General features: G+C 70.2%; 15 protein-coding genes. 5 read left to right on the forward strand and 10 right to left on the reverse strand.

Annotation, left to right across the window (positions count from 1 at the left end; translation table 11 throughout):
• Positions 1 to 11: 11 nt before the first annotated feature.
• Entirely contained in the window at positions 12 to 827 is an 816-nt protein-coding gene (locus IEZ15_RS39360; protein WP_189281808.1) for an alpha/beta hydrolase, read from the reverse strand.
• Between the two features lie 632 nt (positions 828 to 1459).
• On the opposite strand from IEZ15_RS39360, the gene IEZ15_RS39365 reads away from it, so the two are divergent.
• Positions 1460 to 1930, forward strand: coding sequence for an SsgA family sporulation/cell division regulator (locus IEZ15_RS39365; RefSeq protein WP_189281809.1), 471 nt, complete (start codon positions 1460 to 1462; stop codon positions 1928 to 1930).
• A 10-nt stretch (positions 1931 to 1940) separates the two neighbouring features.
• Here the strand turns inward: IEZ15_RS39365 and IEZ15_RS39370 are convergent, their stop codons facing one another.
• The 5 genes from IEZ15_RS39370 to IEZ15_RS39390 all read right to left on the reverse strand — a co-directional run bounded on the left by IEZ15_RS39370 (position 1941) and on the right by IEZ15_RS39390 (position 7426).
• Positions 1941 to 2564, reverse strand: a complete 624-nt coding sequence (locus tag IEZ15_RS39370) for a M28 family peptidase (protein ID WP_229846435.1) — start codon at positions 2562 to 2564, stop codon at positions 1941 to 1943.
• Between the two features lie 568 nt (positions 2565 to 3132).
• Positions 3133 to 3723 carry a DUF308 domain-containing protein gene (locus IEZ15_RS39375; protein WP_189281811.1) on the reverse strand — a complete coding sequence of 197 codons (591 nt, stop codon included), beginning with the start codon at positions 3721 to 3723 and terminating at the stop codon, positions 3133 to 3135.
• A 41-nt stretch (positions 3724 to 3764) separates the two neighbouring features.
• On the reverse strand, positions 3765 to 5387 hold the full coding sequence (locus IEZ15_RS39380; protein ID WP_189281812.1) for a tannase/feruloyl esterase family alpha/beta hydrolase: 1623 nt from the start codon (positions 5385 to 5387) through the stop codon (positions 3765 to 3767).
• A gap of 697 nt (positions 5388 to 6084) precedes the next feature.
• A complete protein-coding gene (locus tag IEZ15_RS39385; RefSeq protein ID WP_189281813.1) occupies positions 6085 to 6756 on the reverse strand; it encodes a cytochrome b/b6 domain-containing protein in 672 nt (223 codons plus the stop codon).
• Positions 6704 to 7426, reverse strand: coding sequence for a molybdopterin-dependent oxidoreductase (locus IEZ15_RS39390; protein WP_189281814.1), 723 nt, complete (start codon positions 7424 to 7426; stop codon positions 6704 to 6706). Before IEZ15_RS39390 ends, IEZ15_RS39385 begins: the two co-directional genes overlap by 53 nt.
• Positions 7427 to 7559: 133 nt before the next feature.
• Here IEZ15_RS39390 and IEZ15_RS39395 point away from each other — a divergent pair, with 133 nt between their 5' ends.
• Together IEZ15_RS39395 and IEZ15_RS39400 are read left to right on the forward strand one after the other, a co-directional pair.
• The gene (locus IEZ15_RS39395) at positions 7560 to 7994 is read left to right on the forward strand and encodes an ABATE domain-containing protein (protein WP_189281815.1); all 435 of its coding nucleotides are present in this window, start codon (positions 7560 to 7562) and stop codon (positions 7992 to 7994) included.
• Positions 7995 to 8099: 105 nt separating this feature from the next.
• Entirely contained in the window at positions 8100 to 10223 is a 2124-nt protein-coding gene (locus tag IEZ15_RS39400) for an AfsR/SARP family transcriptional regulator (RefSeq protein ID WP_229846436.1), read from the forward strand.
• 233 nt (positions 10224 to 10456) lie between these two features.
• On the opposite strand, the gene IEZ15_RS39405 is transcribed toward IEZ15_RS39400, so the two are convergent.
• Positions 10457 to 10885 carry a YbaB/EbfC family nucleoid-associated protein gene (locus tag IEZ15_RS39405; protein WP_229846437.1) on the reverse strand — a complete coding sequence of 143 codons (429 nt, stop codon included), beginning with the start codon at positions 10883 to 10885 and terminating at the stop codon, positions 10457 to 10459.
• Between the two features lie 607 nt (positions 10886 to 11492).
• On the opposite strand from IEZ15_RS39405, the gene IEZ15_RS39415 reads away from it, so the two are divergent.
• A complete protein-coding gene (locus IEZ15_RS39415) occupies positions 11493 to 11996 on the forward strand; it encodes a cupin domain-containing protein (protein ID WP_189281818.1) in 504 nt (167 codons plus the stop codon).
• 153 nt (positions 11997 to 12149) lie between these two features.
• Positions 12150 to 12914 carry an MBL fold metallo-hydrolase gene (locus tag IEZ15_RS39420; RefSeq protein WP_189281819.1) on the forward strand — a complete coding sequence of 255 codons (765 nt, stop codon included), beginning with the start codon at positions 12150 to 12152 and terminating at the stop codon, positions 12912 to 12914.
• A 522-nt stretch (positions 12915 to 13436) separates the two neighbouring features.
• Here IEZ15_RS39420 and IEZ15_RS39425 read toward each other — a convergent pair.
• The 3 genes from IEZ15_RS39425 to IEZ15_RS46920 all read right to left on the reverse strand — a co-directional run.
• Positions 13437 to 14144, reverse strand: coding sequence for an LLM class flavin-dependent oxidoreductase (locus IEZ15_RS39425; RefSeq protein WP_268250494.1), 708 nt, complete (start codon positions 14142 to 14144; stop codon positions 13437 to 13439).
• Positions 14081 to 14236 carry a hypothetical protein gene (locus IEZ15_RS45825; protein ID WP_229846439.1) on the reverse strand — a complete coding sequence of 52 codons (156 nt, stop codon included), beginning with the start codon at positions 14234 to 14236 and terminating at the stop codon, positions 14081 to 14083. The genes IEZ15_RS39425 and IEZ15_RS45825 overlap by 64 nt, the downstream gene beginning before the upstream one ends.
• Positions 14237 to 14386: 150 nt before the next feature.
• Positions 14387 to 14563, reverse strand: a 177-nt coding sequence (locus IEZ15_RS46920; RefSeq protein ID WP_506355107.1) for an OsmC family protein, incomplete at its 5' end; no start/stop codon positions are given.

The raw sequence follows: 14563 nt of genomic DNA on the forward strand, positions 1-14563 counted from the left end.
TCCGCCGTCCGTCACGACAGCTCGGTCCCATGGATGTCCTGCAGCGCGAGCCAGAGCAGGACGTGGTCGGCGATCGTCCGCCAGCCACTGTCGATGGTCAGGGAGTGCGCGCGGTCGGGGAACTGCTTCAGGTCGCTGGTCGCCGTCGAGTCCCCGTACAGCTTGTACACGGCGCGCGTGACGCTGTCGGGCACCATGCGGTCCTCCTGCCCGGAGATGAGCAGCAGGGGACCTCGCCGCGTGTTGCCGGTGTCCACCGTCCGCCGGGGGTGGCAGCCGCCGTCCGCCAGCCCCAGGTCGGACAGCAGGCGGCGCGAGGAGGGGATGACGTAGTGCCTGAACAGACACGAGGACTCCTCCTCCGGAACGGTGTTGGCGAAGTACTCGCGGAACTGCTCGGCGCTCAGCGACACGGTCGGCGCTCGCTCCTCCGGGGAGTCGGCCGGCGAGGAGTGCACGACCCGCTCGGTGAGCGCCGGCGCCCAGGGGGCTCCCGCGATCGGTGCCGGAGCGATGGCGACCGCGGCCCGGCCCAGTCCGGTGCCCAGGAGGTGTTGGGCGACGAGCCCGCCGACCGAGTGGCCGATGATCACGGGCGGAGTGTCGAAGGACCGCACGACGCGCGCGTAGTGATCCGTGAGCACGTCGAGCCCGACGCGCCGCATGGTCGCGGAAGGACGACGCGCCTCCCCGACGGTGAGAGGCTCGCCCGGCCACCCTGGAGCGACGACGTCGAAGCCCCGGCTGGTGAAGCGGTCGATCCACGACTGCCAGGACAGCGCGTGCAGCCAGGCGCCATGGATGAGGACGACGGGAGTTCGGTTCACGGCACGGTCCCTCCGCGGGCGTTGGCGGGCACCCGGCACGGGCGTGTGGATGGGGTGGCAAGGTCCAGAGTCGTCCACCCGTGCCCGCCGGGGGAACAGTCGAATGACTTAATGTCACCGGCCACAAGGAGCCCCATCCGCACCGGGGCGCCGTATGCCGCAGGTGACCGGGGCCGTCCCGGTCGACCGCCCCGCCGGCGGCACGGACTCCGCTCCGACGCGGCTGTGTGGCACTCCGGCAGGGGAACGGAGTGCCACACAGCGACGTCATCACCTGTGTGACCGATGACGCCAGGCACGCCAGGGTCGTCCCGCACCCGAATTCGTGGGGCCGGGCAATGACGGCCTGCGCAGGCTCCCGGCGCCCTCTCAGGAATCGTGGGCGCCGCTCGGCAGGAACCGTCGGATGATCTGATGTCCCGGTACCGCAGGGCCGTTCGCCGGGCGCGGTCTCGCCGACCCGGGCGCCGCGCCGCGTTCCGCCCGTGCCATCGCCGCGGCCTCCCCGGGCGGCCGACGCATGGAGCCGGGTAAAGCGCACGTCACCGCACCGTCAAGTGACTGATGTGCCGAATTGCCCTGTGGACGACAGTGGTGGCACCAGCCTCCGCCACGTGGAAGGAACACCTGTCATGAGCGGCAACGACCCGGGTATACGGGCACCTCGGACAGCAGCGCACGGCCTTCCCCCGCTCTTCCTGGACGTCCGACGGCTGCTGAACGTGTACGCCCAGCAGTCCCTGCGAGCCGAATTCCGGTTCGACCCCGCTCATCCCCTCATGGTGACCACAACGTTCATCGTCGCGGGCGGCCCGCGCGTCACTTGGCTGCTGGGCCGCGACCTGCTCCACCAGGGCCTGTTCTCCCTCGGCGGCCTCGGTGACGTCCAGGTGTGGCCCACGCACCTGGACGAGCGGTCGACGGCCTGGCTGCAGCTCAACTCCCATGGCCTGAAAGCCCTGTTCGAACTTCCGGTTCCGCCGCTGGCCGAATGGCTGGAGCACACCTACCGGCTCGTCCCGGCCGGGTACGAGCTGGACGGCGTGGACTGGGACGCGGTCGCCGTCGGCCTGCTGAGCGGCGGCGAAGTGCCGTCCGACTGACGGTTCGTCGTCATCCGGACCAGTCGTCATCCGGGCCGGGAGACGGCGGTCCTGGCGGTGGCCGTGGCCACCGCGGCCGGACGGTGGAAGTCCGGTGTGGCCCGCACGTCGGTCGGCCGGTGGTCGTGCGGATTACGGCGCGGTGTCCGAGAGCATCAGCGCGGGGGCCCGGCGGTTCCAGAACGGCGCGTGGTCGCTGCGGCCCAGATGGGCAGATCGTCCCGCGGAGCCGGCGGGTGTGGCTCAGCTCGCGAGCGTCGTGGCGGGCGCCGATGAGGCCGAGCGCCCCCATGGTGAAAAGGGCCAGGAAGACGGGCGACGCGACGGGCGGCCGGGACAGCAGCCGTGCCGTCTCCAGCACCACCGCGACCCCTGAGGCGTCGTCGTCCGTTCCCGGACTGCCGTCGACACTGTCCAGGTGGGCGCCGACCAGCAACGCCGGCCCGTCGCCGAAGCCGGGCAGCGAGGCGATCAGGTTGGCTCCCTCGGCCGACGATGCAGCCGCGATCCGAGAGCGAGTGCGCGACGGGCGGGCGGTCGATCCGATCCGGCAGCGCAGGTCGAACGCCCGGCGCTCCATCCGCCGGTCCACTGCGGCCAGTTGGTCACACACGTATGCCTCGGCCCGCCGCATCGCCCGTGGCTCCCTGCTCCGGCTCCGCGGTCCTCCTGCGAGGGCCTCTACGTCCCGGCGGAGCCGGGTGGGGTCGACGGGCGGCTCGGATGCGCCCGCGGCGAAAGGGCCGTTCGTCATCCGCACTGCACGGTCGGCGAGGGCGGGGGTGCCGGAAAATCAAGCAGCCCACGTTCCGCACCGGGCGCGGCGGTGGGACACGCCAGGGCACACATCGGCCGCCGCGATCACGTATTCCCGTCGGGCCGTGAACCCCGCCGGTGCCGCGTCCCGTTGTATCCAGTGGAGGCTCCCGCCGCCGGGCGTTGATTGGCTGGTCAACGGTGGCGGGAACGGGCGGTCGCCCTCGCGTGCAGCGTCAGGCGGGGACGACCGTTCCACCCCGCTTTCCGTGCCGGTCTGCGGACCGCAGGACGCACGGCCGGGCCGGGCGCCCCGTGCCGGGTACGCCGGGACGCCCGAGTCCACGGATCGGGAGGAACGTATGACCCGACCGCAGCAACCGCCCATGAAGACGTCCTCGGCCCGCCCCTTCAGGGGCGGGCCGAGGACGTGACGCGCGGGGTGCTCAGACGGTCCGGGTCCGAAGCTGGCGGGACTTCCAGCCCAGCAAGAGGGCCTGGACGATGAAGAACACGCCGCCGCCGGTGGCGTAGACGGACAGCACGTCGAGCGACGGATCGTCGCCCGCGGCCTGGATGTTGTAGAAGACGCCGACGAGGACGGACAGGCCGCCCGCGACCAGCATCGGCCACTGCTTGCCCAGCTCGGGACCGCGCCGCCGGATGCCGACCGCCACCTGGGCCGCGCCGGAGACCACGGCCCAGGCGCCGAACACGTGCAGCACTGGCTGCTCGCCGCCGGCGCCCGCGATGCCCACGGCGATCGCGGCGACGGTGCTCAGAACGCCGTTGAACAGCGTCACCCGGCGCTCCGGTCCGTCCGGCGCGGTCCGCAGGTCGAGGAGCGAGGACACCGCGTCGATCAGCGGGTAGACGACCAGCAGGGTGATCGCCACGGCGTCGACGTCCTTGTGGGCTCCGGCGAACGCCACGGCCCACACCACGGCCAGGACGCCCCGGGACAGGTACAGCTTCAGCAGGGAGGAACGCTCACCGGTCGCGGTCGGCGTACCGGGTGTCGTGGTGTTGGTGCTCATGACCGTCGGCCTTTCTCAGTCGCTGGGGATGTGTCGGCAGGTCAGTGCCGGGACGGGGGCACGCAGCGGAAGCTGCCGGCGGCGGCCGGGTCACCGTGGCCCTTGTAGCGGGACACCTTCGGGTAGGCGCACAGGTCGCGGGTGACCTGCGCGCCGGAGGTGTTCGTCAGCGTGGCGGTCAGCGTCCTGGGCGCCTTGCCGTGCTCGACCCAGGCGCGCAGGGCGCCGAGGTCGTCGGTCTGCCCGTTGAGGCCGCAGTGGGCCGTGCCCGGCGCGAGGAAGAGACGGTAGAAGTCGTCGACCCGCTTGGTGCCGCCCATCTTCCGCTCGACCTGCTCGCGGTAGGACACCGTGCCCTGGGTGGGGATGAGCTGGTCCTGCTGACCGTGCCAGGTCAGCAGCTTGCCGCCGGACCTGCGGAAGGCGGACAGGTCCGGGTCGTCGGTGCCGATGATCTTGTCGTACTCGGCCTGGGACTGCCGGAACAGCTGGGTGAACCGGCTGTAGGTGATCGTCGAGACGTCGAACGCGGGCTGCTTCTCGAGCCAGGAGGCGACCCAGACGGCGGGGACGGGGAACGGGGCGCCCTTGAGGTTGCCGTCCGCGTCCCGCTGGGTGCCCGCCAGGTTCGGGAACTTCAGGTCGGCGCCGATCGGGACGCCGGACCACAGCTTCTTGCCCGACGTGGTGCGCGGGCCGTCCCAGATCTTGCGGACCACGGCCGCGTCGGCCGCGGTGATGGTCACCTGCTTGCCCTCGCACTCAAGGCTGGTGCCGATCAGCCGACGGAGGTCGAAGTCGCAGCGGGCCGGGTTCTCGACCAGGCCGTCCTTGACGCCGTCGAGCGAGTCGCACGCCTTGACCGCGGCGGCGTTGAAGGCGTCGAACTCACACCCTGTCGGGTAGGTCTTCTCGTTGTTCATGACCACCTGCGGCCACAGGGTGGCGACCTCGAACTCGTCCCAGCTGATGGCGGGCGCGTTGGCGAGGATGCCGTCGTAGTCGTCGGGGTGGCGCTGGGCCTCCGCATAGCCCTGACGGCCACCTGTGGAGCAGCCGTTGAAGTACGAGTAGGAGGCCGCCCTGCCGTAGTAGCCGCCGATGACCTGCTTGGCGACAACCGCCGCCTCGTGCTCGGACCGGGAGGCGAAGTTCTTCAGCAGCGAGGTGTTGACCCGCCCCTCGGTGTCCAGGGCCCAGCTGGTGTCGAGGTAGGACTTGACGCCGGCGTCGGTGGTGGCGGCGGCGTAGCCGTTCTTGACGGCGTCCGCCAGGCCGGTGCCGTAGTCGCCGGCGGCGAAGGCGCTGCCGCCGATCGTCTGCAGGCGGCCGTTCCAGCCGTTCTGGGGCAGCCAGACCTTCACCTTGGCGTGGTCTCCCTCGCCCGGGTGGGTCAGCGTCACCGTCACGTCGCAGTAGGCCGGCACGCCAGTGACCTGCGAGGCGGGGAGGGGCGGGATCTCGGGCACATCGACGGCCCCGGCCGGACGGTCGACCGACACCACGCTCTCCACCTCGGTGCCCGCGGGGGCCTGCACGGTGACGGTCGAGCAGGTGCGCGGTTGGGAGGCGGAGCTCCCGGTGTCCGCCGAGGCGGTCGGCAGGTACACCGCAGCGGCCAGCGGCACCCCGGCTGCGACGGCGGTCAGCAGTCGTCGTCTCATGGCTTTCCTATCAGAAGTAGATACCTGTCCGAAGCGGTGACACATGCACCGGCGATTCCCGCACGGTGTGTGCGAGAAGAAACTGACACGAATTGCATCACCAGTCAAGCAGGTTACGGGATGAGGATCAGTGGACCGGGCGCACCCGGAGCCGCACGGATCGTCAGTGCTTACATTGGCCTCACATGACGCCCCGGCACATCAGTCAGTTGACGGTCAGTGTTTCCGTCGTGTGCGGCGCGGGGTGTGTACGGACCCCACTCGAACCGCGGTCCAGCTGACATGTGTCTTCCGGACGGGTTAGGTCATTCGACGGTCCACCACCCGGAGACGTCCACTTCGAGCCAGACGGTCTTGCCGCGCCCGTGCTCCGCCTGGCGGCTGCCCTCCTACGACGGGAAGTGCTGTCCTCCTACGACAGGGAGCAGGGCGTGGGGGCGGGCGGGGCGGTGTCCTCGTTCCGCATCTCCGGACGACCCGATCCCCCAGGAACCTGATCCGGACGTCGACGCCGCTGCCTGCGTGGACGAGGGCGTTGATCACCGCCTCAGAGGTGATGAGCTCGAGATCGTCCGTCACGTCCGCCGGCCCCCAGGCACACGGCAACGGCGCCTTCGGGAGACCGGCGGTCCGGGCGCCCGTGCCCGCCCTGAAGCGCCGGTGGCTTCGTGGACGCGCCGACGCGACGGTGCTCTCCTCAGCCGACGTGTCGACCGCTTTTCGGCAGCCAGCGGGAGTGGTTCCGGTCGGCCCAGGACCGGCTGACGTAGCCGGTCCGCATGCCCAGTCGCGCCTCCGGGTCCGCGTACGCCTTGCGTATATGACCGATCAGGACAACGGTGATCACCCAGGCCAGCACGTCGTGCACGAAGATCGCGCTGGTACGGGAGATGAAGGGCAGCAACCCCACGAACCACATCAGCAGGCCGGTGGACATCATCACCAGCACGGCACCGGCGATCCATCCCGCGTAGAGCTTCTGCCCCGCGTTGAACTTGCCGGCCGGACGGTCCTGCGGCGATGGCAGACGCCTGCGGGCGGCCCGCAGCCACTGCCTGTCGTACTCCGCGAAGCGGTTCAGGCGGCGCAGGTCGGCACGGAACTCGGCGGACAGCAGCCCCAGCAGGAAGGGCGCCGGCAGCAGGATGCCGGACCACTCGTGGACGGTGACCACGAGATGACGCCGGCCGACGAGTTGGGCCACGGGGCCCAGGTACAGGCAGGCCGCGGTGACCAGGCAGAGCAGCATCAGCCATCCGGTTGACCGGTGGACCAGCCGCTGGGAGCGGCCGAACCGCCGGATGCGGCCGTCCCGCTCAGGCGCCGTCATTGTTCCGGTCCGCGCCGTCGAGCCAGCCGTCGACCGCATAGCCGCGCTCCTCCCAGAAACCGGGGACCACCTTCTCGGTGACCTCGATACCGGACAGCCACTTGGCCGACTTGTAGAAGTACATCGGCGCCACATACAGGCGGACCGGGCCACCGTGTTCATGGGTGATCGGCTTGTCCTGCATGTTCAGCGCAACCAGAACGTCCGAGCGGCGGGCCTGCTCCAAGGTGAGACTTTCGGTGTAAGCGCCGTCGAAGCACGTGAACCGAACCGCCGCGCCCATGTCGCGCACACCGGCGGCGTCAAGGAGATCGGCCAGCTTCACCCCCTGGAAGGGGGTGTCGTCCACGCGCCATCCGTCGGTGCACAGCACGTCGCGGACGACCCGCGTCTGCGGAAGCGCTCGCAGCTCGGACAGGGTGTAGGTCTTGGGCCGGTCGACCAGGCCGCTGATCTTCAGCGCGTAGTTGCTCTCGTCCTTGTGCGGCACCGACCCGACGATGCTGTAGTACCGGAAACCGCCCGGATCGGGCAGCAGCCCGGTGATTCCGGTGGAGTCGATCCGGGAGGCGGCGGCGCGGAGGTTCTCCCAGCCGCGCTGGAGGTAGGGTGCGGCGGCGAGTCCCGCCGCACCCGCGCCCAGCATCCCCAGCAGCGCGCGCCGCCCCACCGGTGCGCCGTCGGTGCGTCGTTTCGGCTGATCTGCCATGTTCGCTGCTCCTTCGAGGTGGGACAGTCGCCCGAATCACCTTTCTAACAGGTTGCGAGATTGACACCTGTTGACTCACCTGTCAAAGGCATCACATTTTACCCGACCTTAAGTAACCAATCAGAATGGTTACATGACACGTAATCACATCTTCGTGTGCGGAGACCCCGCGCTCGACTTCGCCGCGACGCTCCGCGCGCGGCGCTCATCCAGAATTGAAGCGCTCACGACACCAAAGCAACTCGACGCCTGGTACCTGGAGTCCGGACTTGTCGACTCGGTCACCCCCTCCACGGAAGCCGACTTCGAACGGGCACGTGCCGTTCGAGATGCGCTCCACCGGCTGGTGACGGATCGGCGCCGGGGCAGGCCGTACGACGGGACGGCACTCGCCGTCGTAAACGACCCGGCGCGCAGGCCCGCCGCGCAGCCGCAGCCCACCGGGCCCAACACCCGCGACCACACCATCGCGAGGAGCAGTTCTGAGGTTTTTCCGAACCATCTGCCCCGTGGCACCGGTTCACATAGACGGCGGGGAGTCGTCACCGCGCGAGACACACCCGCTTGACAGTGACTGCTCGCGAGTGAGACGGTTCGTCACCATTTAAAATGGTGACGTCGGTCCGGTGGTCACACCGGAGTGACACGGAAGGAACTGCGAGGTCAACCCGAGATGGACGCGCCAGTGCGCTACTCGATCCTCGGCACCGTACGGGCAACACGCGGCGACACAGAGCTGGAACTGGGTCCTCCCAAGCGCATGGCCTTGCTCGCCCTGCTGCTTCTGCGAGCCCCCGGACCGCTCACCCTGAGCGAAGCGGTGGACATCCTCTGGGACGACGATCCTCCGCCCAGTGCGGCCAACGTCGTACACCGTCACATCGGCGCGCTGCGCAGGGCGCTGGAGCCCGAACTGCGGAGCCGGACCATGGCCGCACACCTCCTGCGGGCCGCGGATGGGTACCGGCTCCTGGTGGACACCTCCACCTCGGATCTTCTTCGCTTCCGCGACCTGCACGCACAGGCACAGCTCGCCGTCAAGGCCGGCGCCCCCAAGAAGGGCGCACAGGACTTCATCGAGGCGCTGGGCCTGTGGCACGGTCCGACCGTCGCGGCCGGCACGTATGTGGCACAGCACCCGTTGTTCACCTCCGTGGGACACGAGTACGTCGCGACGGCGAAGGAAGCCGCCGACGTGGTCCTCACCTCGGCACCCGCGCTGACGGAAGAAGTCCTGACGGCACTGCGCCGCGCGGTCGCCTGCCACCCGTTCGACGAGGCCCTCCACTCCCGGATCATCGCCGCCCTCGCCGCGACCGGCCGCCAGGCCGAGGCGCTCCAGCAGTTCGAGAGCATCCGGCACACCCTGGCCAAGGAACTAGGGGTCGAACCCGGTCCCGGCCTGCGCGCGGCCCAGCAGCACCTGCTGCGCCACCGGGCCGTACGCGTCGAGGACGGCCCGGCGCCGCCCACCGGTCCGGCCGCGCGGCCCGCACAGCTGCCCGCCGCGCACCAGCCGTTCGCGGGGCGCCGCAAGGCGCTGAGCCAGTGTCTGGAGTTGCTGCCCCTGGAGGGCGAGGAGAACCCCCTGACGACGACCGTGGCCATCTGCGGCATGGCCGGTGTAGGCAAGACGACTCTGGCCCTGCACTGGGCCCACCTGGTCGCCGCTCGCTTCCCCGACGGCCAGATCCACGTCGACCTGCAGGGACACCATGCCTCGCGGCCGCCTCTCGACCCGACTGTCGCGATGACGGAGGTGCTCGGCGCGCTCGGCGCGCGCCCGGACCCGGTGCCCGCGAGCACGACGGAGCTGGGCTCGCTCTACCGCAGGACACTGGCCGGACGCCGCCTGCTGATCGTCCTGGACGACGCCCACGACTGCGAACACGTACGTCCCCTGCTGCCCGGCACACCCGGGTGCCTGACGATCGTCACCAGCCGTCGGCGGCTGGAAGGCCTGGCCGTCACCGACAACGCCCGGCTCCTGCCGTTGCCTGCCATGACCGGGCAGGAGGGCCTGGAACTGCTCGAACACCGTCTGGGCGCGGACCGGATCAGAGGCGCGCGGACGACAGCGGAGGAGATCGTCGACCTGTGTGGCGGACTCCCCCTGGCACTGGCCGTCGTCAGCGCGCGTGCCCTCATGCATCCCCACTTTCCGCTCGGCGCGCTCGCGCAGCATCTCCGCGACAACCAGGACAGCCTCGTGGCCTTCTCCAGCCACGATGCCCGCACCGATCCCCGAAGCGTCTTCTCCCGCAGCTACGACACGCTGAGCAGCGGTGCCGCGGCCCTGTTCCGGCTCCTCAGCCTGCACCCCTCACAAGACATCACCCTGCCCGCCGCAACAAGCCTGTCGTGTACCCACCCGCGGGCAACACGTGAGTACATGGCCGAACTCGTCGACCGCAACATGATCGTGGAACAGACTCCCGGCCGGTACGCCTGCCACACACTGCTGCGCAGCTACGCGGCGGAACTGGGCCGCAGTGTGGACGGGAAGGAGATCCTCGCCGAGGCCCGCGCCCGGATGTTCGAGCACTACCTGCACAGTGCCGACGCCGCGACCACCCTCCTCGCTCCACACAACAGCGACGTCGTCCTGCCTCCCCCGCGCGTCGGCGTCCGTCCCCAGCGGTTCGACGACCGGGCGGACGCCGCACGGTGGATCGTCGCCGAGCGGTACGTGCTGCCGGTTCTCATCCAGGACGTGAGCCACTGTCCCCAAGTGGACACCTTCCGGCGGCAGCTCACCGCCGCGCTGGAGATGTGCGTGGAGTCCCCGGTGCCGTGACAGCTCGGCTCACACGACCCCGAGTCCCGCCACGGCACGCAGCTTGCGCAGCGCGGGGTGCCGGCGGGACTTCACAGTCCCGCCGGCACCCCGAGAATGAAGAGCCGGCCACGCACCGAGCCATCCATGCCGGCGAGGCGGTCGATGTTCCGCCAGGCCCGGATGGTGGTCCTGCGCCGGTACGCCCGACCAGAAGTGGTCCACGAGCCGAGACCCGACGGGTCACCGACCGGTCACCACCCGATTCCCAGGGTGCGCTTCGTCAACGGCTGCTTGATCGTGTCAGGGGGCATTCCCGGCTCGGGCTTGCGGCCCGGGCCGGGGCGTTCCGGGCCCGGCTGACCGTGTCCACGCGACATCTGGAGCCTGGTGGACTCCACGATGGCGATGCGGCGGGTCGCCACCTCCGACCGCGCCCTCGCGAGCGCCTCCATGAAGCTGTCGGCCAGCGCCTGACCGCTCATGGCCTGGAACATGTTGTTGGGGAAACGCACTCCGGACGTCTCGCCGTCACCCCCCACAGTGGCCTCCACGGCACCGTCCCTGGACCGGGCCGTCACCGATGTGGTCTGCAGTTCCAGCTCGGCCTTGAGCAAGGCCTCGTGTTTCCTGGCGAACGCCGCCAGAGCTTCTTGCAGACGGCTGCCGTGGTGCGCGTCCATGGTTGCTCCCTTGCCGGTGGAACCCCGACTGCGGCGGAACGAATCGGGGGAACGGACGGGTACCCGGGACCGGTCTGGCGGTGAGGACGGCGAGCGTCCTCGTACGGGATGCTCCTCCCGATCCCGGCGGCGTACGCCGGCGGGCTTGCGCCCGCTTCAGGCAGCCGTGATGCTGACGGACAGGCGACGGCGTACCGACCCCGCCACACCCACAGAACGAGACCGCGGCGCAGAAGGTTCAGACGCTTTCCCAACAGCGCGGACTTGCCGCCCGTGATGGTCTGCACCGCGGGCAACGCCGTGCCCACTTCACGGGCGATGTCGACCGGGCTGACGCTCGCATATCCCGGCTGCACGAACAAACGTGTGGCCGCCGCCAGTATCGCGGCTGGTGAGTCCAGCCCTCTGAACCGCCGCGGTCCTCCCAGTGGGTGTTTCCGGGGTGCGACGCCGGTGCCGTCACAGCGCCTCCCTCACACTCACATGTTTCTTCCGTATAGACTTCCACTATCGAATGAAGACCCGCTCGGGAGGTCTCTCACGTGCGCGCTCGCACGTCACCCGCGTACCGGGTCTCGGTGTCCATGTGAGCCAGGAGCCACGCACCATGACCAACTTCCCTTCACCGCCGCCTGTTCCCCAGGACCGTCAGTTCGTCCTGGGCCAGCACTTACACCTGTCCATCCTCACATCCGCGGAGGAGACGGAGGGCCGTCACGACATTTCCGAGGTGACGCTGCCCGCCCACGCGGGCACGCCGCTGCACATGCACACCGGATACGAGGAACGTATCTGGATCGTGGAGGGCACTCTGACCGTATGGTCCGGCCCCGACACGTACACCCTGCGCTCCGGCGACTTCTACCGGGTTCCGATGAACACGCCGCACACCATCAAAGCGGGCGAGGACGGCGCGCGCACCCTGGCCATCACCTCCCCCGCCAGGTTCGCCGAGCTGATCCGTCGCACGGGTACGCCCGCCCACCTGGCCACGGCCGAGACCGAGTGGGACATGGAGCTTTTCAAGTCCGTCACCGAGGAGTTCGGGGACGTCATCCTCGGCCCGCCGGGCGCCACGCCCGCCGGCCTGGGAGCCTTCGGGCAGGCCTGAGGCGTCCGGCGCCCCGGTACGCCGGACGCGACCGGTAGGTGAAACGTGTGCTGCGCACCATCGGTGCGCAGCACACGTGTTGTTATCCTGTTTCCCGCTCGCCAGCAGAAATCGCCTGCTCCCGGCGCGGCAATCGCAGCGAGAGGAACAGGCATGTACGGCGTCCTGCGCGACGGCTCCCTGGTCAGCGTCGACGACAAGGTCCATCTGGTCACGGGCAGCAACACCAACTGGGTGATCATCAAGGACGGCGACAGCGGCACCCTGATCGACACCGGGTATCCGGGCGACCGGGACGCCGTCCTCGCCTCGCTGGCCGCCGTCGGGCTCGCCCCGGAGGCCGTGAGCGCGGTTCTTGTCACGCACGCGCACAACGATCACATCGGAGCCGCCGAACACCTGCGGGCGACGTACGGCACGTCGGTCCTCATGCACGAGCGGGAGGTCGGCCACGCCCGCCGGGACTTCCTGGACCAGGTGACCGTTGGTCAGATCGTGGCGCGGGCCTGGCAGCCCGGCGTGGTGCCCTGGGCCGTGCACGCCCTCAAGGCGGGCGGCACCGCTCACGTGCCGGTGGCCGAACCCCAGGCCTTCCCGGCGCCGGGCGCGCTCGAGCTGCCCGGCGGCCCCGTACCGGTGCACACGCCCGGGCACACCGAGGGGCACAGCGCCTACCTGCTGCCCGACAGCGGCATCCTGGTCAGCGGCGACGCCCTGGTGACCGCCCACCCCACCTCGCGCATCGACGGCCCGCAACTGCTTCCCGGGATGTTCCACACCGACCGGCCCGGAGCGCTTCGCTCCCTGGCCCTGCTGGAGGACCTGGACGCCGGCGTCGTGCTGCCCGGCCACGGGCCCGTGTACCGGGGACCGGTGAGGCGGGCGGTCGAGCTGGCCCGCGAGCACGCGGCGAAATGACCGCCGTCCTCGCTCCGAACCGCCCGCGTGACTCAGAACTGGGGCGACACCGCCACGGCGGCCACCGGCATCGGCCATCAGGCGCTGCTGTCCGCGGCCCGCTACCTCGCGGCCGGCGCCGTCGGCCTCATCGAGCGGCCCGGACTGCTGGACGCCATGAAGCAGGAGTTCAAGGACCGCACCGAGGGCATCTCCTGGGCCTCGATGATCCCCGACGGCACTCAGCCACCCCTGCTACGAGCCGCCGGCGGACTTCCTCCAGGCGACCGGCCGGAGCCGGCCGCCGGAGGGGGTGACGCGGCCGGTTCCGCCGGTGATCGTTACCGAGCAGCCCGGCACCACCCGTCCCGACCTCGCGCCCTGGACCAGCGGCTCCAGCCTGCTGTCACCCACAACCCACAGCAGACCGAAGCCAACCGGCACCTGTCAGCTGAGCCCATGAACTGGTACGAAACGACTCATGGGGTGACGAACCAACTCACCACCAGGTCACTGGGCGATCTTCACGGGCAGATGGGCATGTCATTGCAGGCCGGCCTGACTCATGCGGTGGTCCGGGGCCCCCGAGCGGTTCATGTCGTCGCGGAAGGCCAGCCGGTCGAGGACGGGCGCGATGTCGAATACCGGGCCCGGGGAGACCAGTTGGAAGAGCCGGGTACCGACGTCGAGCAAGCCGGGGCCGACCTCGTCCAGGCCCTGCCGGAAGACCCGGGCCGAGCACTCGATCTCACCGGGGTCGCGGCCGATCCGGACGCACCGGTCGTCCAGGACCTGATGCCGCTCGGCGATCTCGGCCGGTTGGCCGAATCCGTGCCAGGTGCCGGCGTGCTCGGCCGTGAACCGCAGGATCTTGCGGACGCCGTTCCCGCCGATCAGCAGCGGGATCTTGCGAGTCGGGCGCAGGTCGAGCTGCTCCCGGCGCCGCCGGATCCGGGGCAGGGCCTCGCCGAGCTCGTCCAGCCGGCTCCCGGCGTTGCCGAACTCGTAGCCGTACTCAAGGTAGTCACGTTCGTACCAGCCGGACCCGATTCCGAGGATCAGCCGGCCCTCGCTGATGTGGTCGGTGGTGCAGGCCATGTCGGCCGGCAGGTCGGGGTTTCGGTACAAGTTGGACGTCACCAGCGGGCCGAACTCGACTCGGGAGGTGGCCTCGGCCTGATCCGCTGTCAGACGAAATTCGAGGCCGCCGGACCGTACCCCGACAGGACCACGCTCGTCGCCCAGTTCCACACCTGTGTGTCGTCGGGCCACTCACGGACCTGGGAGGTTCCGGCGTCCTGGGGCCGCTGCCCGCCGGACGCGGCGGAGCGCGGGCCGGGCACGGAACGAGGGTGCTCGGCGGTCCGTGCGGATGTGTACGTCGTGGAAACCATGTCGTGACCCGTCTCTCTCCAGTCGGTGGTGCGGATGTGGCGGGGGTGTGGGTTCCCTGCTGGGGGAAGGAGCACGGGACCCGCGGTCGCGGGGTCGTGTCAGGCGGCGGTGCCGGCGTTGATGGTGACGGGGATGTTGTCGCGCGTGGCCTTGGAGTACGGGCAGATCTGATGGGCGGCGTGCGCGAGTTCCTCGGCGGTGGCCTGGTCGACGCCGCCGAGGACGGGGCTGAGGACCGCCGAGAGGGAGAACTCGCCGTCGTCGCCGTGGGTGAG

This window comes from Streptomyces atratus, from assembly GCF_014648655.1.
Classification (GTDB): Bacteria; Actinomycetota; Actinomycetes; order Streptomycetales; family Streptomycetaceae; genus Streptomyces; species Streptomyces atratus.